Source organism: Pseudomonas sp. 8 R 14 (genome assembly GCF_900005955.1).
GTDB lineage: Bacteria > Pseudomonadota > Gammaproteobacteria > Pseudomonadales > Pseudomonadaceae > Aquipseudomonas > Aquipseudomonas marginalis.
Map to the genome: position 1 here is coordinate 73381 of NZ_CVTH01000061.1, position 26745 is coordinate 100125.

Below are 26745 nucleotides of genomic sequence, written 5' to 3' on the forward strand. Positions count from 1 at the left end.
TCAATGTGGGAGGGGGCTTGCTCCCGATGGCAGTGTGTCAGTCAACAGAGATGTTGAATGTAAAACCGCCATCGGGAGCAAGCCCCCTCCCACATTTGATTGAGTTCAGCCTCAGGTTACGCGTAGCTCTCGATTGAAGGGCATGCGCATACGAGATTGCGATCACCAAACACATTGTCAACCCGGCCAACCGGTGGCCAGTACTTGCCTTCGATCAACGAAGCGACCGGGTACACCGCTTGTTCACGGCTGTATGGGTGGCTCCATTCGCCAACCAGTTCCGCCGCGGTGTGTGGTGCGTTTTTCAGCGGGTTGTCGTCCTTGTCCAGGGTGCCGTTTTCCACCGCGCGGATTTCTTCGCGGATGGCGATCATCGCGTCGCAGAAGCGGTCCAGTTCTTCCTTGGACTCGCTTTCGGTCGGCTCGATCATCAGCGTACCCGCCACCGGGAACGACATGGTCGGGGCGTGGAAGCCAAAGTCGATCAGGCGCTTGGCCACGTCATCCACGCTGATGCCGCTGCTGTCCTTCAGCGGGCGCAGGTCGAGGATGCATTCGTGCGCCACCAGGCCGTTGCTGCCGGTGTACAGCACGGGGTAGTGCTCTTCGAGCCGACGGGAAATGTAGTTGGCATTCAGGATCGCCAGCTGCGACGCGCGCTTGAGGCCTGCGCCGCCCATCATGCTGATGTACATCCAGGTGATCGGCAGGATGCTTGCACTGCCGAACGGTGCCGCACACACCGCGCCTTCCTTGCGCGCCATGGCCGCGTGGCCGGGCAGGAAGGGCGTGAGGTGGGACTTGACGCCAATCGGGCCAACGCCCGGGCCGCCACCGCCGTGGGGGATGCAGAAGGTCTTGTGCAAATTCAGGTGGGACACGTCGCCGCCGAACTTACCCGGTGCGCACAGGCCAACCATCGCGTTCATGTTGGCGCCGTCGATGTACACCTGGCCGCCGTTGTCGTGGATGATCCCGCAGATTTCGCGGATACCTTCTTCGAACACGCCGTGGGTGGACGGGTAGGTAATCATCAGCGCGGCGAGGTGCTCACGGTGCTCGATGGCCTTGGCGCGCAGGTCTTCGATGTCGACGTTGCCACGGGCGTCGCAGGCGGTAACCACCACACGCATTCCGGCCATGTTGGCGGTGGCCGGGTTGGTGCCGTGGGCCGACGATGGGATCAGGCAGATGTCGCGACGTGCTTCGCCACGGCTCTGGTGATAGGCACGGATGGCCAACAGGCCGGCGTACTCGCCCTGGGAACCGGCGTTCGGCTGCAGGGAGATCGCGTCATACCCGGTGGCCGCGCAGAGCATGGCCTCCAGCTCGGAGGTCAGTTGCAGGTAGCCGGCGCTTTGCTCGGCCGGGGCGAACGGGTGCAGGGCACCGAACTCGGCCCAGGTCACCGGGATCATTTCACTGGCGGCGTTGAGCTTCATGGTGCACGAGCCCAGCGGGATCATGGTGCGGTCCAGGGCCAGGTCCTTGTCCGCCAGCTTGCGCAGGTAGCGCATCAGCTCGGTTTCCGAGTGATAACGGTTGAACACCGGATGGCTGAGGATCGGTGACTGGCGCAGCAATGCGTCGGGCAGGCGGCTGTCCACCGTGGCGTTGACGTCCGGCAGGGCTTTGCCATTGGCAAAGATCGTCCACAGGGTTTCGATATCGCCTTGGGTGGTGGTTTCGTCGACCGAAAGGCCAACCCGCTCGGCGTCCACCACGCGCAGGTTGATGCGCTGGGCGCGGGCCTTGTCGTGCAGCGCAGCGGTGTCGGCGCCGGTGTGCAGGGTCAGGGTGTCGAAGAAGTGTGCCTGCTCGACCTTGAGGCCCAGGGCGGTCAAGCCCTTGGCGAGCATCGCGGTCAGCTGGTGAATGCGCTTGGCGATCTGGGTCAGGCCCTTGGGCCCGTGGTACACGGCATACATGCTGGCGATGTTGGCGAGCAGCACTTGCGCGGTGCAGATGTTGCTGGTGGCTTTCTCGCGGCGGATATGTTGCTCGCGGGTCTGCATGGCCAGGCGCAGGGCCGGCTTGCCGAAGCGGTCTACCGACACACCGACCAGACGCCCCGGCATGTCGCGCTTGAACGCATCCTTGGTGGAGAAGTACGCCGCGTGCGGGCCACCGAAGCCCAGCGGCACGCCGAAGCGTTGCGCGCTGCCGATTGCCACATCGGCGCCGAACTCACCCGGCGGGGCCAGCAGGGTCAGGGCCAACAGATCGGCAGCCACGGCCACCAGGGCGTTGGCGGTATGGAAACGCTCGGTCAGCGCGCGGTAGTCGAACACGTCACCGTTGCTGGCCGGGTATTGCAGCAGGGCGCCGAAGAACCGGCTGACATCGGTCAGTTCGCGCTCATCGCCGACCACCACGTCGATGCCCAGCGGCTCGGCACGGGTGCGCAGTACGTCGAGGGTTTGCGGGTGGCTGTGGACCGAGGCGAAGAAGGCGTTGCTGCCCTTGTTCTTGCTCAGGCGCTTGCAGAAGGTCATGGCTTCGGCGGCGGCGGTGGCTTCATCGAGCAGCGAGGCGTTGGCGATCGGCAGGCCGGTGAGGTCGCTGATCAGGGTCTGGAAGTTCAGCAGCGCTTCCAGGCGGCCTTGGGAAATTTCTGGCTGGTAGGGGGTGTAGGCGGTGTACCAGGCCGGGTTTTCCAGGAGGTTGCGCAGGATCGGCGACGGCGTATGGCAGTTGTAGTAGCCCTGGCCGATGTAGGTCTTGAACAGTTGGTTCTGGCTGGCAATGGCCTTGATCCTGGCCAGGGCCTCGGCTTCGCCCAGGCCGTCTTCCAGGCCGAGCACGCTGGTGCCCTTGATGCTTTCCGGGATCACGCTGGCGCTCAGGGCTTCCAGGGAATCGAAGCCCAGGCTGGCGAGCATCTGCTGCTCATCTTCCTGGCGCGGGCCGATGTGGCGGGCGATGAACTCATTGGCGGTGCTGAGATTGATGGTCATGGCGCGCTCCTCAGGCTTCGGCGTTGGCTTTGATCAGGCGGTCGTACGCGTCCTGATCCAACAGTTTAGCTACCGCACCGGCATCGGCCGGTTTAAAGCGGAAGAACCAGCCTTCGCCCAGCGGGTCTTCGTTGACCAGTTCCGGGCTGCCATCGAGCTTGGCGTTCACTTCCAGCACTTCACCGTCCAACGGCATGTACACGCCGCTGGCGGCCTTGACCGATTCAACCGTGGACGCTTCAGCGCCCTTGTCATAGGCCTGCAACTCCGGCAGTTGCACGAAAACCACATCACCGAGCGCGTTCTGCGCGAAAGCGGTGATACCCACGGTGACGCTGCCGTCAGCTTCGGCGCGCAGCCATTCGTGATCTTCAGTGAAACGCAACTCGCTCATGGAAACTCCTCAGGGCCAGAATCGTCTGGTGGGCGGGATTGGAATAATGGGGAGTTGCTTAGCAATATCGCGGCCAACCTTATTAATCCGTTATAAATCAATAAGTTAATAAATATGGGTATAGGCTTATGCGGTTTAGCTGTAGCGATTTCGCTACAGTCAGGCCGGGGAAAAAAAGCCTATGTGGATCAAAGCCTTGCATGGCGCGCAAAAAGCAGGGCTGTAGCGAAATCGTTCCACTGTAGCGCTTTCAGTACAGCGGATGTCGTTCTCAGACCAAAACTTGGAAATGCATTCCATGCAGCGAGTCAGGGCTTGTTTGGAATGCCGTACTTGCGCAAGCGGTGGGCGATGGCGGTGTGTGAGGTTTGCAGGCGGCTGGCCAACTGCCGGGTCGAGGGGTAACTGACGTAGAGTTTCTCCAGCAGGCTGCGCTCGAAGTCCTCGACGGCCTGTTCCAGGCTATCGACTTCGCCGTCGTTCTGGCGGGCCACGGAGGTGCCGGCGATGTCCAGGTCACCGATGTCCACCAGGCTGCTTTCGCAGATGGCGGCGGCGCGGAAGATCACGTTCTGCAACTGGCGCACATTGCCCGGCCAGCGGTTGCCCAACAGCGCCGGATAGGTGCCGGGCGCCAGGCGGCACACCGGGCGCTGGATCTGCGCACAGGCCTGTTGCATGAAGTAGCGGGCCAACAGCAGGATGTCCTGGCCGCGCTCACGCAGGGGCGGCACTTCGACGTTGAGCACGTTGAGGCGGTAGAACAGGTCTTCGCGGAAGGTACCTTCGCTGACCATTTTTTCCAGGTCGCGGTGGGTGGCGCTGAGGATGCGCACATTGACCTTCACTTCGCGGTCGCCGCCGACCCGGCGGAAGCTGCCGTCGTTGAGAAAACGCAGCAGCTTGGCTTGCAAATAGGGCGACATTTCGCCGATTTCATCGAGAAACACCGTGCCCTGGTTGGCCAGCTCCATCAGCCCCGGCTTGCCGCCGCGTTGGGCGCCGGTAAAGGCGCCGGGGGCGTAGCCGAACAATTCACTTTCGGCGAGATTCTCCGGCAGCGCCGCGCAGTTCAGCGCCAAAAACGGCGCACTGTGGCGCGCGCTGATGGCATGGCAGGCCCGCGCCACCAACTCCTTGCCGGTGCCGGTTTCGCCCTGGATCAACAGCGGCGCATCGAGCGCGGCCACCCGTTGTGCGCGTGCCTTGAGGGTGCGGATCACCGGGGATTCGCCCAGCAGCGCATCAAAGCCTTCGGCATGATCGTGGTGCAGCGCCGACAGTTGTTCGCCGATGCGGTTGGGTTGGTACAGGGTGAGCAGGGCGCCGGCATCGGTGATCGGCGTGGCGTCGAGCAAAAGCGTCTGGCCGTTGACGCTGATTTCACGCAAGGGCAGGCGAAAGCCGTTTTCCAGCAAGGTGTCCAGCAAGGCCGAGTCATTGAACAGCTCGGCGATACTTTCCCCGGCCGGTTCGCGACCGTACAGCGCGATCAGCGCCGGGTTGGCCAGCAGGATCTTGCCCGCGCTGTCCAGGGCCAGCACCGGGTCGGTCATGGCTGCCAGCAGGGCGTCGAGTTGCAGGTGGCGGCGTTGGCCGGGAAGGATGTCCACCACCGTCACCGCTTGTACGCCGTGCACGCTGAACAGCGCGTCACGCAGCTCTTCGAGCACGTCGGCGCTGAGGGTCGGCGCATCGATATAGACGTTGGGCGGCACCATTTCCACCGCATCCAGGTTGAGATTGCGCCCACCGAGCAAGGCCAGGACTTCCTGGGTAATGCCGACGCGGTCGATGAAGCTGACGTGGATACGCATGGGGCGCTTAGCAGTTCTGGAGAGTGGGAGGCGGCAAGTATGCCTTGGAGCGGGGCACAGGTGAAATCTGACAAATAATGGAGATCAAAATGTGGGAGGGGGCTTGCTCCCGATGGCGGTGTGTCAGCTGAAAATAAGCTGACTGACACCCTGCTATCGGGAGCAAGCCCCCTCCCACATTTTGCACAGTGTTGTGTCAGTCCTACCGGGTTATTCCAAGTGTTCAGGTTTGATCGGGTCCCCGGATTTCACATCCAGTTGATGCCGTACATCCTCGAACATCAGGTCGTACTGTTTGTGCATCGAGCCATTGAGCACTGCCATTTTCGGCATCCCATACTTCTGCGCGATGTTCATCGCATGCCGGGCAAAGTCGAATGCCTGGTCCTTGGGCAAGAAGAACTCTTCCTTGAGGTCCTTGCCCTGCACCGAGCCGTGCAGCTTGAACAGCATGCCCTTGCCTTCCTTTGGGTCCTGGCTGACTTCGTAGTCGATACACAGGTTGTAGCTGTAGTCGTCCTTGTTCAGCGCGTGACGTTCGACGTGCAGGTGACCGGGTTCAAAGGTGGCCATAGGCGTATCTCCTCTACTTCACAGATAGGTGATGCCAGGTGTCGCCGTGCTGATGCGTGTGCCGGCGCTGCCCTGGACGATGGCTTCGATGTCGGAGAGTGAACCGATCACCGCGGTTTTGCCAGTCTGGCGGGCGAACTCGCAGGCGGCTTGCACCTTGGGGCCCATGGAACCGGCGGCGAAGCCGAGTTTTTCCATGTCGTCGGGGTGGGCCTGGCCGATGGCTTTCTGGGTCGGCTTGCCGAAGTCGATAAAAGCGGCGTTGACGTCGGTGGCGATCACCAGCAAATCGGCGTCCAGTTGCGTGGCCAGCAACGAGGAGCACAGGTCTTTGTCGATCACGGCTTCGATGCCTTTGAGCTTGCCGTCTTCACCGTACAGGGTCGGGATACCGCCACCACCGGCGCAGATCACGATGGCGCTTTTTTCCAGCAGCCACTTGATCGGGCGAATCTCGAAAATACGTTTGGGCCGTGGGCTGGCCACGACGCGGCGATATTTATCGCCATCCGGGGCGATGGCCCAGCCTTTCTCGGCGGCGAGTTTTTCCGCTTCGGCCTTGGAGTACACCGGGCCGATGGGCTTGGTCGGGTTCTGGAAGGCAGGGTCCTTGGCGTCCACTTCCACCTGGGTGAGCAGGGTGGCGAACGGCACTTCGAAGTCCAGCAGGTTGCCCAGTTCCTGTTCGATGATGTAGCCGATCATGCCTTCGGTCTCGGCACCGAGCACGTCCAGCGGGTACGGCGAAACGCTGGTGTAGGCCGCCGCCTGCAACGACAGCAGGCCGACCTGCGGGCCATTGCCGTGGGCGATGACCAGTTCGTTGCCGGCATGGATCTTGGCGATCTGTTCGGTGGCGATGCGGATATTGGCGCGTTGGTTGTCTGCGGTCATGGGTTCACCACGGCGCAGGAGGGCGTTGCCGCCCAGGGCTACGACGATGCGCATATTGCAATCCTTCTAGAGCTCGTAATCCTTTGTAGGAGCGAGCTTGCTCGCGAAGGAGGTCAACGATAACGCGCCCATCCTGAATGAACGCGGTGCCCTTGAATTTTTCGCGAGCAAGCTCGCTCCTACAGTGGGATCGCAGCAGGGTTTAGATATCCGCGAGTGCCGACACCAGGATCGCCTTGATGGTGTGCATGCGGTTTTCCGCCTGCTCAAAGGCGATGTTGGCCGGTGACTCGAAGACTTCCTCGGTCACTTCCACACCATTGGCCAGGTTCGGATAACGTGCGGCGATGTCCTTGCCGACCTTGGTTTCGCTGTTGTGGAACGCCGGCAGGCAGTGCATGAATTTCACCCGAGGGTTGCCCGAGGCTTTCATCATCTTGGTGTTGACCTGGTACGGCAGCAGTTGCTCGATGCGTTCGTCCCACGCTTCCACCGGCTCACCCATGGACACCCAGATATCGGTGTGGATGAAGTCCACGCCCTTGACGGCTTCTTTCGGGTCTTCGGTGATGGTAATGCGCGCGCCGCTTTCCTCGGCGAAGGCCTGGCACTGTTTGATGAAGTCTTCATGGGGCCACAGGGCTTTCGGCGCGCCGATGCGCACGTCCATGCCGAGCTTGGCGCCGATCATCAGCAGCGAGTTACCCATGTTGTAGCGCGCGTCGCCCAGGTAGGCGTAGCTGATGTCATGCAGCGGCTTGTCGCTGTGCTCGCGCATGGTCAGGGTGTCGGCGATCATTTGGGTCGGGTGGAATTCGGCAGTGAGGCCGTTGAACACCGGCACGCCGGCGAACTTGGCCAGTTCTTCGACGATTTCCTGCTCGAAGCCACGGTATTCAATGGCGTCGAACATGCGACCGAGTACGCGGGCGGTGTCTTTCATGCTTTCTTTGTGGCCGATCTGCGACGACACCGGGTCGATATAGGTGACGTGGGCACCCTGGTCGTGGGCCGCCACTTCGAAGGCGCACCGGGTGCGGGTCGAGGTTTTTTCGAAGATCAGCGCGATGTTCTTGCCTTGCAGGTGCGGACGCTCGGTGCCGGTGTATTTGGCGCGCTTGAGGTCGCGGGACAGATCCAGCAGGTAATTCAGTTCGCGGGTGGTGTGGTGCATCAGCGACAGTAGGCTGCGGTTGCGCATATTGAAAGCCATGATGGAATCTCCTTAATAGTCGATAGGGTCGCGGATGATCGGGCAGGTCATGCAGTGGCCGCCGCCACGGCCACGGCCGAGTTCACCGGCGCTGATGGTGATGACTTCCACGCCGGCCTTGCGCAGCAGGGTGTTGGTGTAGGTGTTGCGGTCGTAGCCGATCACTACGCCAGGCTCCACGGCCACCACGTTGTTGCCGTCGTCCCACTGCTCGCGTTCGGCGGCGAAGCTGTTGCCGCCGGTCTCGACCACGCGCAGGGCCTTGAGGTTGAGCGCTGCGGCCACGGTCTCGAGGAAGTTGGTTTTCTCCCGCTGAATGTCGATGCCGTGGGGTTTGCTTTCGTCAGGGCGCAGGGTGAAGGGCACGATCTGGTTGACCACTTCGGGGAAGATGGTCACCAGGTCGCGGTCGCAGAAGCTGAACACGGTGTCCAGGTGCATCGCCGCGCGGGACTTCGGCAGACCGGCAACGATCACCCGTTCCACCGCTTTGTTCTTGAACAGGTTGCGCGCCAGTTGGCCGATGGCCTGGTGGGACGAACGCTCGCCCATGCCGATCAACACCACGCCATTGCCAATCGGCATGACGTCACCGCCTTCCAGCGTGGCGGCACCGTGTTCCTGGTCGGGGTCGCCGTACCAGATCTGGAAGTCCGCGTTGGTGAACTCGGGGTGGAATTTGTAGATGGCGCTCGCCAGCAGGGTTTCCTGGCGTCGCGCCGGCCAGTACATCGGGTTGAGCGTCACGCCGCCGTAGATCCAGCAGGTGGTGTCGCGGGTGAACTGGGTGTTGGGCAGCGGCGGCAGGATAAAACTGGCGTGGCCGAGGAAGTCGCGGAACATCTCGATGGTCTTGCCACCGAAGCTGCTCGGCAGGTCATCGGCCGACACGCCACCGATCAGGAACTCGGCGATCTTGCGCGGCTCAAGGCTGCGCAGCCAGGAGCTGACTTCCTCGACCAGGCCCAGGCCCACGGTGTTGGAAGTGATCTTGCGTTCCAGGATCCAGTCCAGGGCTTCGGGGTTGGCAACGATATCGGTCAGCAGGTTGTGCATTTCCAGCACATCGATGTCCCGTTCGCGCATCTTGGTCACGAAGTCGAAATGGTCGCGCTTGGCCTGGGCTACCCAGAGCACGTCATCGAACAGCAGTTCATCGCAGTTGTTAGGGGTCAGCCGCTGGTGGGCCAAGCCTGGGGAGCACACCATGACTTTGCGCAGTTTGCCGGCTTCGGAATGTACGCCGTACTTCACTTTTTCCGTGGTCATTACAGATCCTCCAGTGAACATCAGTTACAGAGTCAGGAAGCCGTCGTAGAGGCCATAGGCAGCCACCAGGGCGCCAATGACGACTGCGGCGAAAATCAGCTTCTCGACGTTGGTGAAAATCGGTTTGCCCAGTTCATGCTTGGCCTTGGCGAACAGGATCGCGCCGGGGGCATAGAGCAGGGCGGACAACAGCAGGTACTTGGTGCCGCCGGCATAGAGCAGCCAGACCGCGTAGATCAGTGCGACCGCGCCGATAAACAGGTCCTTCCTGCGCTCCTTGAGGGCGTTTTCGTAGGTTTCGCCGCGTACCGCCAGCAGCAGCGCGTAGGCCGCCGACCACAGGTAAGGCACCAGGATCATCGAGGTGGCGAGGTAGATCAGCGACAGGTAGGTACTGGCGGAAAACAGCGTGATCACCAGGAATATCTGGACCATGGCGTTGGTCAACCACAGGGCGTTGGCCGGCACATGGTTGGCGTTTTCCTTGCGCAGGAACTCCGGCATGGTGTGGTCCTTGGCGGCGGCGAACATGATCTCCGCACACAGCAGCACCCACGACAGCAGCGCACCCAGCAACGAGATGATCAAGCCGACGCTGATCAGCACCGCACCCCAGTGGCCCACCACATGCTCCAGCACGGCGGCCATCGACGGGTTCTGCAGCTTGGCCAGCTCCGGTTGGGTCATGATGCCCAGGGACAGCACGTTCACCAGCATCAGGAACAGCAGCACGGTGATAAAACCGATCACGGTGGCCTTGCCGACGTCGCTGCGTTTTTCGGCGCGTGCCGAGAAGATGCTCGCGCCTTCGATACCGATGAACACCCACACGGTGACCAGCATCATGTTGCGCACCTGGTTCATCACGCTGCCCAGGTCCGGGTTCTTCACGCCCCAGATGTCAGCGGTGAAGATGTCCAGCTTGAAGGCGAACACGGCGATCAACACGAACAGCACCAGCGGCACCACCTTGGCGACGGTGGTCACCAGGTTGATGAACGCCGCTTCCTTTATCCCGCGCAGCACCAGAAAGTGCACGGCCCACAGCAAGACCGACGCGCCAATCACCGCCGCAGGCGTATTGCCTTCGCCAAAGATCGGGAAGAAGTAACCGAGGGTGCTGAACAGGAGGACGAAGTAACCGACGTTGCCCAGCCAGGCGCTGATCCAGTAACCCCAGGCCGACGAAAAGCCCATGTAGTCACCGAAGCCGGCCTTGGCGTAGGCGTAGACGCCGCCGTCCAGATCAGGTTTGCGATTGGCCAGGGTCTGGAAGACGAAGGCCAGGGTCAGCATGCCCACGGCGGTAATTACCCAACCGATCAATACCGCGCCAACATCGGCACTGGCGGCCATGTTTTGCGGCAGAGAGAAGATCCCGCCGCCAATCATTGAGCCGACGACAAGTGCAACCAGTGCACCCAATCGAAGTTTTCCGGGAGATTCAGACATCGCATAACTCCAATGCAGGAGAAGAGAGACCACAGAATAATTCCGTGCGCTAATCAAACAGCTGACTCAGATCACTTCATTGGCACATTCCATTGTGAATTAATGACTTAGACTGGAAAGTCGTGGGCAATAGTTTTCCGCGCAAAGGCGCTTTCCAGAGCGATCTCTGCGGTTTGGTCAATCATTTAGTGCTGCGTATGGACGTTTGAAACTAGCCCGTTTTCCTGAATGTGCAAACTTTTCGCAATGGCGACAATAAAGAGCCTGGAAGCGACAAAGTATTCGGCGTATTTAAAATCTAAATAAGCCTAAACTATGCAAACTGTCATGCCGCTGAGTTATGAGCGTGGCGGTTTTATCGCTGTCTTTAATAAACGCTACACTCGCTGAGTTAATTAGTTGAGTGCACGGTTGTCCGCTCAAATCTTATTCAGGAGTCTGCATGTCTCAACCGGCCCAGAAACTTCGGCTTGGCGCCCTGATTGCCCTGGTGGTGGGCTCGATGATCGGCGGGGGGATTTTCTCGTTGCCGCAGAACATGGCCGCGCGCGCGGAGGTGGGCGCGGTGTTGATCGGTTGGGCGATCACCGCCGTGGGCATGCTGACCCTGGCGTTTGTCTTCCAGACCCTGGCCAATCGCAAGCCGGAACTGGATTCCGGGGTGTACGCCTACGCCAAGGCGGGTTTCGGCGACTACATGGGTTTTTCATCGGCCTGGGGTTACTGGATCAGCGCGTGGATGGGCAACGTCGGTTATTTCGTGTTGCTGTTCAGCACCCTCGGCTATTTTTTCCCGGTATTCGGCCAAGGCAATACGCCGGTGGCCATCGGCTGCGCATCGTTGCTGCTGTGGGCCGTGCATTTCCTGGTGATGCGCGGGATCAAGGAAGCCGCGTTCATCAACCAGATCACCACCGTGGCCAAGCTGGTACCGCTGTTGATGTTCGTGGTGATCGCCGCCGTGGCGTTCAAGGCGGATATCTTCACGGCTGACATCTGGGGCCTGGAAAAGCCGCAATTGGGCAGTGTGGTGGACCAGGTGCGCAATATGATGCTGGTCACGGTATTTGTGTTTATCGGCATCGAAGGCGCCAGTGTGTATTCGGCGCGGGCCGAGAAGCGCGCGGACGTAGGGCGGGCCACGGTGATCGGCTTTCTCGGCGTGCTGGCGCTGTTGGTGCTGGTGAATGTGTTGTCCCTGGGCATCATGAGCCAGGCGGAGCTGGCCGGCCTGCAAAACCCGTCCCTGGCCGGTGTGCTCGAGCATATCGTCGGGCCCTGGGGCGCGTTGCTGATCAGTATCGGCCTGGCGGTTTCATTGCTGGGCGCCTTGCTGTCCTGGGCGCTGCTGTGTGCCGAGATCCTCTATGCCACCGCCCATGACAAGACCATGCCGGCCTTCCTGAAAAAGGAAAATGCCAACCAGGTGCCGGTCAACGCCTTGTGGCTGACCAATGTGATGATCCAGGTCTTCCTGGTGATCACGCTGTTTTCCCACAGCACCTACACCACCCTGATCTACCTGGCGTCGTCGATGATCCTCGTGCCTTACCTGTGGTCGGCGGCTTACGCGGTGTTGCTGAGCGGGCGTGGTGAAACCTATGAAGGTGCCCACCGCCATCGCATCAAGGACCTGCTGGTGGGGTTGATCGCCCTGGGTTACGCCGTATGGTTGCTCTACGCCGGGGGCCTTAAATACCTGCTGCTGTCGGCGCTGCTGTATGCGCCGGGCGTGATCCTGTTCGCCCTGGCCAAGCGCGAACAGGGCCAGCCGTTGTTTACCCACGTTGAGAAAGGCATTTTCAGCTGCGTGATCGCCGGTGCAGGGCTGGCGGCGTATGGGTTGTACAGCGGGGTGTTGTCGTTGTGATGGGGTGACGGTACTGGCCTCATCGGGAGCAAGCCCCCTCCCACATTTTGAATATGTTCACCCATCAAAGTGTGGGGGGCTTGCTGCCGATAGCGGCCGTCAAGTCACCATTGAGGCCGGTGGGAGCCCAATTCTCCCGACGGCAAATCCCATTGCAATGGCGTACCGCTGATAGTCAGCGGGGGCAGCAGCCGATGGGCCTGGCCCCAGGCGGTCTGTTCGACGACCAGGCCTTGATCCCCTGGTTCTTCCTCGCGCAACGACGGTTGCTCGGGCACTTGGCCTGCTTGCACCAGTAACGTTGCGGTGCGTGCCAACGACAACCGCGCCGAACCACCGCGCCCCGACTGCAGCCGTTCGCCCAGCGCCTGAATCGCACTGGCCGCCATCAGATACCCGGTCGCGTGATCCAGCGCCTGCAACGGCAGTGGCACCGGTTTATCCGCGTGTTTCCAGAGCATGCCGGCCTCGGCGATCCCGCTGCTCATCTGCACCAGGCTGTCGAAGCCCCGGCGATTACGCCACGGGCCGCTCCAGCCGTAGGCGTTGAGGCTGACGTCGATCAGGCCTGGGGCGAGGTGTTGCAGTTCGGGGGCGGTGTAGCCCAGATGCTCCAGGGCGTCAGCGCGGTAACCGTGGAACAGGATGTCGGCGTCCCTGAGCAAACGCTCGAAAACCCGCCGACCTTCGGGCGTTTTCAGGTCCAGGCGCGCGCAGCGTTTGCCCAGGGTCATTTCCGGGACTACGCCGGGTTCGTTCCAGGTGGGTGAGTCGATGCGCAGTACATCCGCGCCGAGGCCGGCAAGGAAACGACTGGCCACCGGGCCGGCCAATACGCGGGTCAGGTCCAGCACCTTGAGGCCGGCCAGCGGGCGTGCCAGCGAACCGTGCCAGGGTTTGTCGGTCGTGGTTTCGAAGGTCTGGCGTTGGACCAGCGCCTCGGCGTTCACCGCCAACCCCTGCGGATGTTGCTGCCAGGCTTGCCAGGCACGCATCTGCGCGGCGCAGCCACCTTGGTCGACAATCGCCTGTTCCAGTTCTGCCGCGTTCCACGCCGCGACCTTGCCGGCCATCCCGGCGCGGTCGGCGACCTTGCCCAGCACCCGCTCGGCGGCGGCACGGTGATGAGGCGCGTTGGTATGCAGGCGAATCCAGCCATCGGCGCTGGCGTAATCGCCGGCCACCGGATCCCACAACGGTGGCACTTGCCAGCCCAGCGGGCGGATCGAGGACGAGAACCAGAAAGAGGCGAGGCGTCGGTCCACACTCACCTCGGGCTGGCGCCCGGTCCGTTGCCGGATCAACTGGGCGACGGCCTGCCCGGCGGCGCCGATGCTGGCACTGGCCAGCTCGGTGACAGCGAAGGTCGAGGGCAGGGCGCCAGCCTCGGTGAAGGTCAGCGGGGTGTGGGGTAGATCGAGTGCGGCTTGGATGGGAGTCAGCAGGTCAGTCATCAAAGGCCCTCCGTAAGAGAGGGGCCACTATAGAAGATCATCACACCGGCGTGACAACTCCCGGTTCCAACGGCAGGTCGATGCTGGCGATAAAACCACCGGCTGGGTGATTGGCCAGGATCAGGCTGCCACCGTGGCGTTCGGCCGCGCGTCGCGCGATCGCCAGGCCCAGGCCGTGGCCTTGGGCGGTCTGGCCGGGAGCGCGGTAGAACGGTTCACCGAGTTGGCTCAGGTGTTCGGCGTCCACGCCGGGGCCTTGGTCGCGCACGCTGATCAGGATACGTTCGCCCTGGCGCTGGGCGTGCAAATCGATCGGTTGCCCCGGCGGGTTGAAGCGCTGGGCATTGCGCAGCAGGTTATCCACAGCCCGTTCGATCATGGTCGGCCAGCCCTTCAGTTGCAGGTCTGCGTCGGTGCTCAGTTGCACCACCTGGTCCGGCGCGCTGAGTTGGGCATCCTTTTGCAGGGTTTTGAGCAGGGGGATGAGGTCGATGTCTTCGGCGCTGGCATTGTCGGCATCGACGCGGGCCAGCACCAGGATCTCGCTGATCAGCGCTTCCAGGCGGTCGCATTCGCGGGTCAGGCGTGGCCAGAGTTTTTCCCGTTCTTCGGGGCTGGCGCGCTCGGCCAAGGCCAGGGCGATGCGCAGGCGCGCGAGGGGCGAGCGCAGCTCATGGGACACGTCGCGCAGCAGCTGGCGTTGACTGCCGATCAGGCTTTGCAGGCGTGCGCCCATGCGGTTGAAGTCGGTGGCGAGTACGCCGAACTCATCGCGGCGGTTAGCCAGTTGCGCCAGGCTGTTCTGCTGGTAGGTGGCCTGGCCGAGGTCATGCACGGCGCCGCGCAGGCGGCTTAGTGGGCGGGTGATGGACAAGGTGACGAACAGGCTGAACAAGGTCAGTACCACCAGGGCAATCGTCAGTGCGCTCAAGGGCCATGTCAGGCTGCTGCGGTGCCACTCGTCCAGCTCCGGGTGCGGGATACGGTAGATCAACAGGTAGGTGTCGCCGGTCTTCTCGCTGGTGTACTCGGCGGTCAGGCGTCGCCAGGGCAGATGGCCTTCCTTGCTGTCGTTCTGTCGGGCTTCAAAGGCGGCGGCGCGGCGCGGGAAGGTGCCGCGCACCACCGGCTCGCCGCTTTCGTTGAGCACTTGCACGTCGATGTGGTACTGGCGCTTGCGCTGTTGCAGCAGGTCCTGGGCGGCATCCTCGCCCTGGGCTTCGTAGAGTTGGGTCCACTCTTGCGCGAGGTTATTGAGGCCGGGGTGGCGGCTGAGAATCCAGGCATCCTGGTTAAGCATGTGCCCAAGCAGGATCGACAACCCGGCAACCAGGGCGATGGCCAGCCAGAAACTGGCCAGGATGCGCCAGAACAATGAACGCACAGGAAACCCTCAAACAGGAAAAGCCCAGTGGCGGTGGCCACTGGGCTGGGAGTGTTAACGCGGGTGCATTATTGCGCTTTTTGCGGCTGTTGCGCTTTCCAGGCCTGGAATTCCTTCCATTCTGCACGGCGCTGTTCTTGCTTCTTGACGATCTCGTCGAACTTCTTCTGCTGATCAGGCTTGAGCACGGCACGGATATCGGCCTGGGTTTTCTGCTTGCCGGCGGCGATTTCATCCTGCATGGCTTTCTGGTCGGCGGCCGGGAGTTTGTCCAGGTACTTTTTGACCAGGTCCTTGCGAGCGTGCCATTGGTCACCCATCAGCTTGCCGATCTGCTCGCGCTGTTCGCGGCTCAGGTCCAGTTGGCTGAAGGGGCCGCCTTTGCCACGCGGACCGTGTTCACCGCCGTGGCCCGGGCCACCCATCATGTGCCCTTCAGGGCCGCCCATCGGGCCCGGGCCTTCAGGCAGTGCGGCCATGGCAACGGTCGGCAGGGCGGCGGCGAACATCAAAGCGATAAGGGTCTTGCGCATGGTGATTCTCCTGTCTCTATTCCGGTGAGTCCGGATGTGAGTAGATTACGGAGATCAAGGTCAGCCGCCGTCAGGAGAGGGTAAAGGTTTGGTAAGGGGGGCGGCAGCTGCAAGTTTTTAGCTGCAAGCGGCAAGTAACAGCTTTTCACTTGCCGCTTGTAGCTTGCAACTTATAGCTGCCTCTAGAGGCTGTAATAGTAGCCCCGGCTGCGCAACGCCACGATCCGTGGCCGGCCATCGGGGTGAGGGCCGATCTTCTTGCGCAGGTTGCTGACGTGCATGTCCAGGCTGCGATCGTAAAGGGTCAGCTTGCGGCCCAGGGCGATCTGCGCCAGTTCCTGCTTGTCCAGTGGTTCGCCGGGCTGGCGCAATAATGCTTCCAGCAGGCGGCTTTCGGAGACGGTGAGGGTGAATTCCTGCTCATCGATGCTGACCACGCCGCGCACCGGGCTGAAGCACAGGTCGCCCAGTTCCAGTTGGCTGGACACGGCGGCCGGGTGGCTGCGGCGCAATACCGCGCGCAGGCGCGCGGTGAGTTCGCGTGGGTCGCAGGGCTTGGCCAGGTAGTCGTCGGCGCCCAATTCCAGGCCGAGGATGCGGTCCAGGGGTTCGCCCCGCGCCGAAAGCATCAGCACCGGCAGCTCCGGATGGTCGTTGCGCAATTGCTTGAGCAGCTCCAGGCCGCTGCCGTCGGGCAGCATCACATCCAGTACCACCGCCGCCGGGGCGCTGTCGGCCAAGGCTTTACGCGCGCTCAAGCCATCGTGGCAGGCGCGCACCTGGAAACCTTCCTGGCTCAGCCAACTGCTCAGCAGCTCGCAGAGCTCCTGGTCATCATCTATCAGTAACAGCTCGCTCATGACTCACTCAATTTAGCCATTGTCGACGGCGACGGTGCCCACCGCTGGCGAAGATCCCACACAACAGGGCGATCAGTGCGACGGCCCCACCGGTGACGAACCATTGTTGCTGCTCGGTCAGCCAGCGGGTCAAGGCGCCGCCCTGTGCATCTTTGAGTTGCTGGGCCAGGCGTTGGTTCTCCTGGCGAAGGCGACTCAATTGAGCGCTTTCGCGGGTGGCATCCGCGCTTTGCAGTTGCTTGCTCAGTTCTTCACGCTGCCGCTCGCTTTCTTTCAAGCGTTGCTGCAACTCGGTGATCTGGGCGCCGGCGCTCAAGGACAGGGGCGTGGAACTGCCGGTGCTCGAGGTTTCTTCAGCGTGGGCCGTAGCCCCGATCATTAACACTGCCAACAGACACAACTGACGTAAGCGCATCGGAACTCCTGATTCCACACGAATATTCAGAACGTTGTCGGCAGGTTGCCGAAAATAATGAGCAATTAGGAGTGCGCCGACCTCAATAGGTTCGGCGCAACCTGGATCAGGGCAGGACTTGCTTGAAGGGTTTGATCACCACGTCGGCGTAGACACCGGCTGCGACATAGGGATCAGCCTTGGCCCAGGCCTGGGCATCGGCCAGCGAGGCGAACTCGGCGACGATCAGGCTACCGGTAAAACCGGCGTCGCCCGGGTCGTTGCTGTCCACGGCCGGGTGCGGGCCGGCCAGCACGATGCGGCCTTCGGCTTGAAGGACTTTCAGGCGCTCGACGTGGGCCGGGCGCACGGACAGGCGTTTTTCCAGCGAGTTGGCAACATCGGTGGCAATGATGGCGTAGAGCATGTCAGTCCTCGGTTTTCGGCGTAGTAGGCTCGGTGTCATGCAGGTGGCGCGACAGGTAGATGCCCTGGGCGACCAGGAACAGCACGGTCATGCCCAGGCTGCCGAACACTTTGAAGTCGACCCAGTAGTCCTGGAAGGTAAACGCCACGAACAGGTTGGCGGCACCGCAGAAGATGAAAAACACGATCCAGGCCACGTTCAAGCGTGTCCACACCGGTTCCGGCAGGGTCAGTGCGTGGCCCATGATCCGCTTGATCAGCAGGCGATCACCGATGAAGTGGCTGCCGATGAATGCCAGGGCGAACAGCCAGTTCACCACCGGCGCTTTCCATTTAAGGAAGGTTTCGCTGTGGAAGGCCAGGGTCAGGCTGCCGAAGACCAGGCAGGCGACCAGGGTCAGCCACTGGCTTTTTTCCAGTTTGCGCTGGGAAATGAAGATGGCGCCGTAGACCACCACAGAGCTGATGATGAGCACGGCGGTGGCACTGTAGATGCCGCCGACAGTCAGCTCATGGCCGGCCAGGTCGATGACCCTGGGGTCGAGTTTGTAAACGATGAAAAACAGCAACAGCGGGATGAAGTCGATGAATTGTTTCACAGTAAGAGCCAGAAGCTGGATGTGGCGGCATAATAACAAACATCCTTGGTTGCGATAGCGCCAGCTGACTTGAGGTTACACACCCCCGTGAATGTTGATTTGCACTGCCACAGCACGGCCTCCGACGGCGCCCTGGCGCCCGCGGTACTGGTTGCGCGTGCGTTTGAAAAAGGCGTGCGAGTCCTCTCGTTGACCGACCACGACACCCTCGAAGGCCTCGACGAAGCGCGTACAACGGCCCATGCCCTGGGCATGCAACTGGTCAACGGGGTGGAATTGTCCTGCACCTGGGGCGGCGCCACCATTCATGTGCTCGGCTACGGCTTCGATCAAAAAGCGCCGCCGCTGGTGGAGGCTATCGCGCAATTGCACGATGGCCGCTGGCTGCGGTCCGAAGAAATAAGCCGAAAACTCAGCCTCAAAGGCATGCCCAACGCCCTCGACGGCGCCCGCGCCCTCCAGCAGGAACTGGGTGACAGCGGCAACGCGCCGGCCCGTCCGCACTTTGCCGACTGGATGGTGCGTGAGGGTTTTGTCAAAGACCGCGCCGAAGCCTTTCGCAAGTGGCTGGGCGCCGGCAAGTTGGGCGATGTGAAGCAACATTGGCCGACCCTCGAAGACACCGTCGAGACCCTGCGGGCCTCCGGAGCCTGGGTCAGCCTGGCGCATCCCTGGCATTACGATTTCACCCGCAGCAAGCGTCGCAAGCTGATTGGCGACTATATTGGAGCGGGCGGTCACGCGATCGAAGTGGTCAACGGCTTTCAACCCGCCGAACAGGTGGGCAGCCTGTCGATCCTTGCCCGCGAATTTGGTCTGCTGGTCAGCGCCGGCAGTGACTTTCATGGCCCTGGCGGCTGGTCCGAGATCGGCGAGTACCGCGCGGTCCCGGAAGATTTGCCGCTGTTGTGGGGGAGATTCAAGCATGACCCCATTATTGCCACCGTCTGAACAGGTAGAACCCGTGAGTCAATTCTTCCAGATTCATCCGGAAAACCCCCAGGCGCGCCTGATCAAGCAGGCCGTAGAGATCATTCGCGCCGGCGGTGTGGTGATCTACCCAACCGATTCGTCATACGCCATCGGTTGCCAGATCGGTGACAAGGGCGCAGTCGAGCGTGTCAGACGCCTGCGCCAGCTGGATGACAAGCACAACTTTGCGCTGATCTGTAGCGACTTGTCCCAGCTGGGCCTGTTCGCCAAGGTCGACACCGGCACCTTCCGCCTGCTCAAGGCCCACACGCCAGGGCCCTACACTTTTATCCTCAACGCCACCCGCGAAGTGCCGCGCCTGCTGCTGCACCCGAAAAAACGCACCATCGGCCTGCGGGTGCCGGAGCATCCCATCGCCCTGGCGTTGCTGGCCGAGCTGGGTGAGCCGTTGATGAGTGTGTCGCTGATCATGCCCGGCGACACCGAGCCCCTGGAAGACCCGTACGAGATGCGCCAATTGCTGGAAAAACAGGTGGACCTGATCATCGACGGCGGTTTCGGCGGCAACAAGGCCTCCACCGTGATCAACCTGGCCGACGGCGAACCTGAAGTGATCCGTGTCGGTTGCGGCGATCCTGCGCCCTTTATGGCCGAGGCCTGAATGTCAGCCGTGGAAACCGTCGACAGCCAGGCGGGCGCCCAGCAGGAGCTGCCGTTTGCCATGGTGTACGGCCAGGCGGTGCTGGAAATGCCGCTGGACCTGTACATTCCGCCGGACGCCCTGGAGGTCTTCCTTGAGGCTTTCGAGGGCCCGCTGGACTTGCTGCTGTACCTGATCCGCAAGCAGAACATCAACATCCTCGACATCCCGGTGGCGGAAATCACCCGCCAGTACATGGGCTATGTCGAGTTGATGCAGTCGGTACGCCTGGAACTGGCTGCCGAGTACCTGGTGATGGCCGCCATGCTCGCCGAGATCAAGTCGCGCATGCTGTTGCCGCGCGCGGAGACGGTCGAGGCCGAAGAGGACGACCCGCGCGCCGAACTGATCCGCCGGCTGCAGGAATACGAGCGCTTCAAGGCCGCCGCCGAAGGTATCGACGGCCTGAGCCGCGTCGGCCGCGACGTGGTGGTACCCAAGCTCGACGCCCCCGAAGCCCGCGCGCGCAAGCTGCTGCCGGACGTGAGCCTGGAAGAGTTGCTGATGTCCATGGCCGAGGTGCTGCGCCGTGGCGATATGTTTGAACACCACCAGGTCAGTCGCGAGGCCCTGTCCACCCGCGAGCGTATGAGCGATGTGCTCGAACGCCTCAAGGGCGGCGGGTTTGTGCCGTTTGTGGAGCTGTTCACGGCGGAAGAAGGGCGCCTGGGGGTGGTGGTGACCTTTATGGCGGTCCTCGAGCTGGTCAAGGAGTCCTTGGTCGAGCTGGTCCAGAATGAGCCTTTTGCGGCTATCCACGTGCGGGCGCGAGCCGAATAAAGAGCTGAAACGATGAATCTGACTGAACCCCGCGAATTGGCCCCGTTGCTGGAGGCCTTTCTCCTGGCCTCGGGTAAACCGCAATCCCTGGAGCGTCTGTTCGAACTGTTTGAGGAAGCCGAGCGCCCTGAACCGCCGGTGTTCAAGAAGGCGCTGGAAATCCTGCGCAAATCCTGCGACGGCCGCGCCTTTGAACTGCGTGAGGTGGCGTCGGGTTATCGCCTGCAGATCCGTGAGAAGTTTTCCCCGTGGGTCGGCCGCCTCTGGGAAGAGCGCCCGCAGCGCTATTCACGGGCGATGCTGGAGACCATGGCGCTGATCGCCTATCGCCAGCCCATCACCCGTGGCGAAATCGAGGACGTGCGGGGCGTGGCGGTCAACAGCCATATCGTCAAGACGCTGCTGGAGCGTGAGTGGATCCGCATCGTCGGCTACCGCGACGTGCCCGGCAAACCGGCGATGTTCGCCACCACCAAGGTGTTCCTCGACCATTTCAACCTGAAAAACCTCGACGACCTGCCGCCCCTGGCCGAATTGCGTGAGATGGAAGCCGAGCCGGTGCTCGACTTCGACGACGCCCCGGTCCCGGCGAGCCTGCAGGAACTGGCCGACGCCACCGCCGAGCCGGAGGAGCCGAAGGACGAAACCAGTTTCCACACGTTGTTGCTGGAACTGGACGACATGGAGCAGGGCATCAAGACCGACTTTGATGACTTGCTGCGCGATGGTGCGGCCGAGCCGGAAGCCCAGGTGAGCGTGGAGGTCGAACCTGAACCTGAGGACGATATCCTCGGCGTGGCCGAAGCCCGCGAAAAACTCCTGGCCGCCGTCGCCGCCCTCGAACAACCGCCCCTGAGCGACGAAGAAGACGAAGCCCGGGCACTGGCCGAAGCCATCGAGAACGAACGCCGCCAGTTCGAAGACTGACGCAGTCGAATGCGGGGCCTGGGGCACCACCGGTCGGCGGAAAAAACCATGACCTGGCGCTTATCGACTAGTCTCTGATGCGCAACGCGCGCCATGGGCGTATGATTCGCGACCCTTTGCCGACCTATTCGGCCAAAGCCCCGCTTTCAACACTCTTCAGGCCACGCCTGAATCGACCCACCGGGAGGTGCTTAAGATGAACGATAAAGACCAGAACGACAGCCAGGAAATCGGCCCTGCAGGCGAAAAGCTGCAAAAGGTGCTGGCGCGTATCGGCGTGGGCTCGCGCCGCGACGTCGAAGCCTGGATCACCCAGAAGCGCATCAAGGTCAACGGCGTCGAGGCCACCCTTGGCCAGCGCGTCGACCTGCACGATGCAATCACCATTGATGGCAAGGTCATCAAGCGTGAAGAGGCCGCCGAATCGGTGCGCCGCGTGATCATGTACAACAAGCCCGATGGCGAGATCTGCACCCGTGACGACCCGGAAGGCCGTCCGACCGTGTTCGACAAGATGCCCAAGCCCAAAGAAGGCCGTTGGATCAACATCGGTCGTCTCGACATCAACACCACCGGCTTGCTGATGTTCACCACCGACGGTGAACTGGCCAACCGCCTGATGCACCCGTCCTACGAGATGGACCGCGAATACGCCGTGCGTGTGCGTGGTGAAGTCGATGATGAGATGATTGAACGCCTCAAGGCCGGCGTGGTGCTGGAAGACGGCCCGGCCAAGTTCACCGACATCAAGCAAGCGCCGGGCGGTGAAGGTTTCAACCACTGGTACCACTGCGTGGTGATGGAAGGGCGTAACCGTGAAGTGCGTCGCCTGTGGGAATCCCAGGGCCTGGTGGTCAGCCGCCTGAAGCGCGTGCGTTTTGGCCCGGTGTTCCTCAACTCCGACCTGCCGATGGGCCGCTGGCGCGAAATGAGCCAGTACGAAGTCGACATCCTCAGCGCCGAAGTCGGCCTGACGCCGGTCGCCATGCCGCAGATGAACGCCAAGAGCAAAGACAAGCTCGATCGTATGCAGCGTAAATCGTCGCGCCCCGTGGCCCGCACCGAACGTGTTGCCCGCACCCTGCGCCCGGCGCTGGATGCACCGGCTACCGGGGGGCGTATCTCACGTCAACCGCACATCGAAGGCGAGCGTCGCCCAACCGCGCCATCGCGCCAGGAAGGCGAACGTGCGCCACGCACCCCACGCCCAGCCGGTCGTGGTGACGCGCCAAGCGGTGGTCGCAGCAACCGTGGTGACGCCGGTCGCGGTGCTCCAGCATCCGATCACCCAGCCGACAGTGCCAACACCAAGCGCCCGGCCAAGCCAGCGCCGAAAAAGCGCCCAGGCCTGAAACTGGTCGCGGACGAGCCATCGGGCAAGCGCCGTGGCGCACCGGCCGGTTCAGGTCAACGTCCAGGCTTTGGTCGCAAGAAACCGCAGTGATGTAACCGCGGCACACAAACGCCAACCCTAGGGTTGGCGTTTGTGTGCCTTGGAATAGAGGTAAAACATGTGGGAGGGGGCTTGCTCCCGATAGCGGTGTATCAGCTTGCCAATCCGGCGACTGACGCACCGCTATCGGGAGCAAGCCCCCTCCCACAGTTGGATCTCCATCATTTTCAAGGTCGGTGATCAGAACGCAAAGGTGCCGTCAAAGACGGGTTTGTCATCCAACGCCAACACCCCACTGGCAAAGATCAGGTCCAGGTGATGGCTGCCTTTCTGCCCGCCACCCAAGCCCAGGTGCAAGCCGCAGTGGCGCTCCTCGAACCCGGCATTGCGCGCATACAGGTCCTTCACCCCTTCATTGGTGCCAATCCCCAGTTCCTCCACCCGGCGATTGGACGGGTTGGCATTCAGGTATTTATTGAAGTCGTCGGCCAGCCCCGGCACGTCACTGGCCACGCTGCAGATGGTCGAGTTTTCGATCCACAGTTCCAGTGGTGACTGCAGCACGCCGTACTTGCGTGCGAAGGGGATGGTGCTGAGAAAGGTGCCGACAAACCGCACCTGACCATTGATGGCTTCGCTGTGGGTGGCGATTTCGCCGGGGGCCAGGTCGTGGTTGCCGATGCCGTTGATATTGGTCCACTTCTTGATGCTGCTCATGGGCGCCTGCAGGCGTGAGCCGTGTTTGTCGGTAAAACTCAGCACAGCGGCTTGGGACATGCGCCGGATCAGTGTGGCGTTGAGGTCGGCGATGCGCTGCGGCTCGACGCTGAAAGTGTCGTAGAAGTAGTCGCCGTAATCCTTGAACAGCAGGGATTTCTTCCAGTGTTCGGCCATCACGCCTTGCAGGGCACGGATGAAGTCCGGGCCTTCGGCGCGCGGGTTGGGCAGGGTGGAGGAATCGTAGAGGAACAGGTACAGGTCGCAGGCTTCGATGGCCTGCGCCAGGCTGTCGCTGTCGGCCAGGTCCAGGCGCTGCACCTGGAAGTTGAAACGGGCGGCGCTGCTCTGGGCGATCGCCTGGGCGATGGCGTCGTAGCGCTCGGTGTGGCCCAGCAGCACGGTGGGGCAGTTCAGGCCGCTGAGGGCCGGATGGTGTGCAAGGTAGTAGAGAAAGTGTTCAACGGCGCGGGCCTTGTCCATGACGTATGTCCTTGTGTGCCTTGGGTAAGGAGGCAGGTGCCGTGCACAGCACCTGCCGAATACGTGCCGGGTGTCAGAAAGGCCACATCGCCGTGCCAAATGGCACCACGGCATCGGCTTGCATCATTTCAACGGCGGCCTCGTGGGTCGGCGCTTCAAACCAATCGTCGAGCTGCAGTTCGGTTTCCAGGTCGTTTTCCAGTGCTTGCATGGTGTATCTCCTAGAGGACGTTGTTTGAGAACGGCTTGCCAGCGGGCTTCGCTGGGCAAGTGAAAGAACCTAGGTGAGAGTGTTTAGTAATGCAAAAATTTTATTGACACGGTCTCAATTGGATTTTTTCTTCTGTTTTTTCGCCGGCTTTTTTTCTTCAGGAAATACAGTGAGCTGGCATCGCTAATGGTGATGAATTTTCCTGCCGTCATTTTTTCAAAAACTTACAGATGTAACGCAGATTTTCCATGCTGTAACGATTAATTTACGTGTACCTCGCGGCACGATTGGCCTATTTACCGCTGTAAGGAATACCTGACAGATCGTCGCACGTGCTCTGCGGGTGCGGCTTGAAGCTGTCGAGCGGTGTACAATGCGCCGCGTTTTACTGTGACCCCCTTGCGTAACCACGCAAAAGGCCAAGACCTCAGGGTTTACCCGCCCTGATCACTCCGCCTGGCCACGAGCCCGGCGGGTTCGATTTCGTCACAGATAAAAACAAACAGGTGACGCATGACCGTTAGAAAGACGCTGTATTCCTGGTGCCTGCGCTGGGGTTTGAGCGGCGCTGCTTGAGTCGGTAATTCAAGGCAGCAACCTGCATTCAACATCATCAAACCTTGCGTGAGACCCTTTTCATGAGTGAACCCCATTCCTCTTCAGGCGAGCTGAAACGCGGCCTGAAAAATCGGCATATCCAGTTGATCGCCCTTGGTGGCGCCATCGGCACCGGCCTGTTCCTGGGCTCGGCCGGCGTGCTCAAATCCGCCGGCCCGTCGATGATCCTGGGTTATGCCATCTGCGGCTTCATTGCCTTCATGATCATGCGCCAGCTCGGCGAAATGATCGTCGAAGAGCCGGTCGCCGGTTCCTTCAGCCACTTTGCCCACAAGTACTGGGGCGGTTTCGCCGGCTTCCTGTCGGGCTGGAACTGCTGGATCCTGTACATCCTGGTGGGCATGTCCGAGCTGACAGCCGTCGGCAAATACGTGCACTACTGGTGGCCGGAGATCCCGACCTGGGTCTCGGCGGCGGCGTTCTTCGTGCTGATCAACCTGATCAACCTGGCCAACGTCAAAGTCTTTGGTGAAGCGGAGTTCTGGTTCGCCATCATCAAGGTGGTCGCCATTGTCGGCATGATCGCCCTGGGCAGCTACCTGCTGGTCAGTGGCAGCGGCGGCCCGCAAGCCTCGGTGAGCAACCTGTGGGAACACGGCGGCTTCTTCCCCCATGGCGTCAGCGGCTTGGTGATGGCCATGGCGATCATCATGTTCTCCTTCGGCGGCCTGGAAATGCTCGGCTTTACCGCCGCCGAAGCCGACCAGCCACGCACTGTGATCCCCAAGGCGATCAACCAGGTGATCTACCGCATCCTGATCTTCTACATCGGCGCCCTGGTGGTGTTGCTGTCGCTGACACCATGGGACAGCCTGCTGGCCACCCTCAACGCCTCCGGCGATGCCTACAGTGGCAGCCCGTTCGTGCAGGTGTTCTCGATGCTGGGCAGCAACACCGCCGCGCATATCCTCAACTTCGTGGTGTTGACGGCGGCGTTGTCGGTGTACAACAGCGGCACCTACTGCAACAGCCGCATGCTGCTGGGCATGGCCGAGCAGGGGGATGCGCCCAGGGCGCTGGCCAAGATCGACAAGCGCGGCGTGCCAGTGCGTTCGATCCTCGCTTCGGCGGCGGTCACGCTGGTGGCGGTGTTGATGAACTACTTCATTCCGCAACATGCGCTGGAACTGCTGATGTCACTGGTGGTGGCCACGCTGGTGATCAACTGGGCAATGATCAGCTTCTCCCACTTCAAGTTCCGCCAGCACATGAACCGCACCGGCCAGGCGCCGTTGTTCAAGGCGCTGTGGTACCCGTACGGCAACTATGTGTGCCTGGCGTTCGTGGTGTTTATCCTGGTGATCATGCTGATGATTCCGGGGATCCAGGTGTCGGTGTACGCGATCCCGGTGTGGGTGGCGTTTATGGCGGTGTGTTATTGGATCAAGAACAAGCGCAGTGCTGAAGCGGCGTTGAACACCGCGAGTGCGGCGTTGAAGTAAACAGGCGCCTACCTGGAAAACCCCGCATCCTGTATAGGGCGCGGGGTTTTTGCATTTTGAGGCCGTCAACTTTTTGAAATCACACCGCTCATGTATTCATTCAAGTCGCGAAAGTCCTTAACGTTCCAGGCATGCGGCGGGACCTTTACTCCATTCTCGCGCAGCGTTTTTGGGATCAGGTCTCCATTCGGGCGAAGTATGACCGACGACACAATAACGCCCGGGTAAGCCGCCAGCCGTTTTTTGAAGGCTGGGGTTGTCAGGTCAGGTGTAGGCGGGTTGCTTTTCCTGGCCAACGGTCCCGTTGCCTTGAGGTCTGGCCCGTGGCACATGGCGCAGCGCTGTGAATAGAGGTTTTTGCCATTGGCGTTATCTGCAAAGGACAGTGACGTTTGAATGAGTGATAAGGTGCCGAGCAAAGTGATCAATAGTCTTTTCATTGTCATGCGTCC

The 26745-nt window shown here is 61.5% G+C and carries 25 protein-coding genes; 7 read left to right on the plus strand and 18 right to left on the minus strand.

The window, feature by feature from the left end:
- Window positions 1-116: 116 nt before the first annotated feature.
- The 8 genes from gcvP to arcD (BFQ01_RS15330) all read right to left on the minus strand — a co-directional run bounded on the left by gcvP (window position 117) and on the right by arcD (BFQ01_RS15330) (window position 10569).
- The gene (gene gcvP, locus BFQ01_RS15295; protein WP_065925905.1) at window positions 117-2957 is read right to left on the minus strand and encodes an aminomethyl-transferring glycine dehydrogenase; all 2841 of its coding nucleotides are present in this window, start codon (window positions 2955-2957) and stop codon (window positions 117-119) included.
- Between the two features lie 10 nt (window positions 2958-2967).
- Window positions 2968-3351 (minus strand): glycine cleavage system protein GcvH, encoded by a 384-nt coding sequence (gcvH, locus tag BFQ01_RS15300; RefSeq protein WP_027605554.1) that lies wholly within the window; start codon window positions 3349-3351, stop codon window positions 2968-2970.
- Between the two features lie 308 nt (window positions 3352-3659).
- A complete protein-coding gene (locus BFQ01_RS15305) occupies window positions 3660-5168 on the minus strand; it encodes a sigma-54-dependent transcriptional regulator (RefSeq protein WP_065925906.1) in 1509 nt (502 codons plus the stop codon).
- A 210-nt stretch (window positions 5169-5378) separates the two neighbouring features.
- Window positions 5379-5741, minus strand: coding sequence for a DUF5064 family protein (locus BFQ01_RS15310; protein WP_065925907.1), 363 nt, complete (start codon window positions 5739-5741; stop codon window positions 5379-5381).
- A gap of 18 nt (window positions 5742-5759) precedes the next feature.
- Window positions 5760-6689: a carbamate kinase gene (arcC, locus tag BFQ01_RS15315; RefSeq protein ID WP_065925908.1), complete on the minus strand. Its 930-nt coding sequence runs from the start codon at window positions 6687-6689 to the stop codon at window positions 5760-5762.
- Window positions 6690-6837: 148 nt separating this feature from the next.
- Window positions 6838-7848 carry an ornithine carbamoyltransferase gene (locus BFQ01_RS15320; protein ID WP_065925909.1) on the minus strand — a complete coding sequence of 337 codons (1011 nt, stop codon included), beginning with the start codon at window positions 7846-7848 and terminating at the stop codon, window positions 6838-6840.
- Between the two features lie 12 nt (window positions 7849-7860).
- Window positions 7861-9117, minus strand: a complete 1257-nt coding sequence (gene arcA / locus BFQ01_RS15325) for an arginine deiminase (RefSeq protein ID WP_027605560.1) — start codon at window positions 9115-9117, stop codon at window positions 7861-7863.
- Between the two features lie 24 nt (window positions 9118-9141).
- Entirely contained in the window at window positions 9142-10569 is a 1428-nt protein-coding gene (gene arcD / locus BFQ01_RS15330) for an arginine-ornithine antiporter (protein ID WP_065925910.1), read from the minus strand.
- Between the two features lie 442 nt (window positions 10570-11011).
- On the opposite strand from arcD (BFQ01_RS15330), the gene arcD (BFQ01_RS15335) reads away from it, so the two are divergent.
- The gene (arcD, locus tag BFQ01_RS15335) at window positions 11012-12439 is read left to right on the plus strand and encodes an arginine-ornithine antiporter (RefSeq protein ID WP_065925911.1); all 1428 of its coding nucleotides are present in this window, start codon (window positions 11012-11014) and stop codon (window positions 12437-12439) included.
- Window positions 12440-12543: 104 nt separating this feature from the next.
- Here the strand turns inward: arcD (BFQ01_RS15335) and BFQ01_RS15340 are convergent, their stop codons facing one another.
- The 7 genes from BFQ01_RS15340 to BFQ01_RS15370 form a co-directional block, all read right to left on the minus strand.
- Window positions 12544-13893: a CoA transferase gene (locus BFQ01_RS15340; protein WP_065925912.1), complete on the minus strand. Its 1350-nt coding sequence runs from the start codon at window positions 13891-13893 to the stop codon at window positions 12544-12546.
- Window positions 13894-13933: 40 nt separating this feature from the next.
- Window positions 13934-15277: a sensor histidine kinase gene (locus BFQ01_RS15345; RefSeq protein WP_065925913.1), complete on the minus strand. Its 1344-nt coding sequence runs from the start codon at window positions 15275-15277 to the stop codon at window positions 13934-13936.
- Window positions 15278-15345: 68 nt separating this feature from the next.
- Window positions 15346-15810: an LTXXQ domain protein gene (locus BFQ01_RS15350; protein WP_027605565.1), complete on the minus strand. Its 465-nt coding sequence runs from the start codon at window positions 15808-15810 to the stop codon at window positions 15346-15348.
- Window positions 15811-15992: 182 nt separating this feature from the next.
- A complete protein-coding gene (locus BFQ01_RS15355) occupies window positions 15993-16670 on the minus strand; it encodes a response regulator transcription factor (RefSeq protein WP_027605566.1) in 678 nt (225 codons plus the stop codon).
- Between the two features lie 7 nt (window positions 16671-16677).
- Window positions 16678-17085 (minus strand): translation initiation factor 2, encoded by a 408-nt coding sequence (locus BFQ01_RS15360; RefSeq protein WP_027605567.1) that lies wholly within the window; start codon window positions 17083-17085, stop codon window positions 16678-16680.
- Between the two features lie 106 nt (window positions 17086-17191).
- Window positions 17192-17491 (minus strand): YciI family protein, encoded by a 300-nt coding sequence (locus BFQ01_RS15365; protein WP_027605568.1) that lies wholly within the window; start codon window positions 17489-17491, stop codon window positions 17192-17194.
- Between the two features lies 1 nt (window position 17492).
- Window positions 17493-18089 (minus strand): septation protein A, encoded by a 597-nt coding sequence (locus BFQ01_RS15370; protein ID WP_065925914.1) that lies wholly within the window; start codon window positions 18087-18089, stop codon window positions 17493-17495.
- Between the two features lie 87 nt (window positions 18090-18176).
- Between BFQ01_RS15370 and BFQ01_RS15375 the strand changes: the two genes are divergently transcribed.
- The 5 genes from BFQ01_RS15375 (at window position 18177) to rluB (ending at window position 22873) form a co-directional block, all read left to right on the plus strand.
- Window positions 18177-19040: a PHP domain-containing protein gene (locus tag BFQ01_RS15375; protein ID WP_065925915.1), complete on the plus strand. Its 864-nt coding sequence runs from the start codon at window positions 18177-18179 to the stop codon at window positions 19038-19040.
- A gap of 13 nt (window positions 19041-19053) precedes the next feature.
- Window positions 19054-19683, plus strand: a complete 630-nt coding sequence (locus BFQ01_RS15380) for an L-threonylcarbamoyladenylate synthase (protein WP_027605571.1) — start codon at window positions 19054-19056, stop codon at window positions 19681-19683.
- 120 nt (window positions 19684-19803) lie between these two features.
- Entirely contained in the window at window positions 19804-20502 is a 699-nt protein-coding gene (locus BFQ01_RS15385) for a segregation and condensation protein A (protein WP_169898658.1), read from the plus strand.
- Between the two features lie 12 nt (window positions 20503-20514).
- Complete coding sequence (gene scpB, locus BFQ01_RS15390) at window positions 20515-21429, plus strand: SMC-Scp complex subunit ScpB (protein ID WP_065925917.1); 915 nt, start codon at window positions 20515-20517, stop codon at window positions 21427-21429.
- Window positions 21430-21625: 196 nt separating this feature from the next.
- Window positions 21626-22873 (plus strand): 23S rRNA pseudouridine(2605) synthase RluB, encoded by a 1248-nt coding sequence (rluB, locus tag BFQ01_RS15395; RefSeq protein WP_027605574.1) that lies wholly within the window; start codon window positions 21626-21628, stop codon window positions 22871-22873.
- Window positions 22874-23062: 189 nt separating this feature from the next.
- Here the strand turns inward: rluB and BFQ01_RS15400 are convergent, their stop codons facing one another.
- Window positions 23063-24022, minus strand: coding sequence for a leucyl aminopeptidase (locus tag BFQ01_RS15400; protein WP_065925918.1), 960 nt, complete (start codon window positions 24020-24022; stop codon window positions 23063-23065).
- Window positions 24023-24095: 73 nt separating this feature from the next.
- Window positions 24096-24233 carry a hypothetical protein gene (locus tag BFQ01_RS32565; protein ID WP_003175756.1) on the minus strand — a complete coding sequence of 46 codons (138 nt, stop codon included), beginning with the start codon at window positions 24231-24233 and terminating at the stop codon, window positions 24096-24098.
- Window positions 24234-24871: 638 nt separating this feature from the next.
- On the opposite strand from BFQ01_RS32565, the gene BFQ01_RS15410 reads away from it, so the two are divergent.
- The gene (locus BFQ01_RS15410) at window positions 24872-26293 is read left to right on the plus strand and encodes an amino acid permease (RefSeq protein ID WP_065925920.1); all 1422 of its coding nucleotides are present in this window, start codon (window positions 24872-24874) and stop codon (window positions 26291-26293) included.
- Between the two features lie 65 nt (window positions 26294-26358).
- Here the strand turns inward: BFQ01_RS15410 and BFQ01_RS15415 are convergent, their stop codons facing one another.
- Entirely contained in the window at window positions 26359-26733 is a 375-nt protein-coding gene (locus BFQ01_RS15415) for a cytochrome c (protein ID WP_065925921.1), read from the minus strand.
- Window positions 26734-26745: the final 12 nt, after the last annotated feature.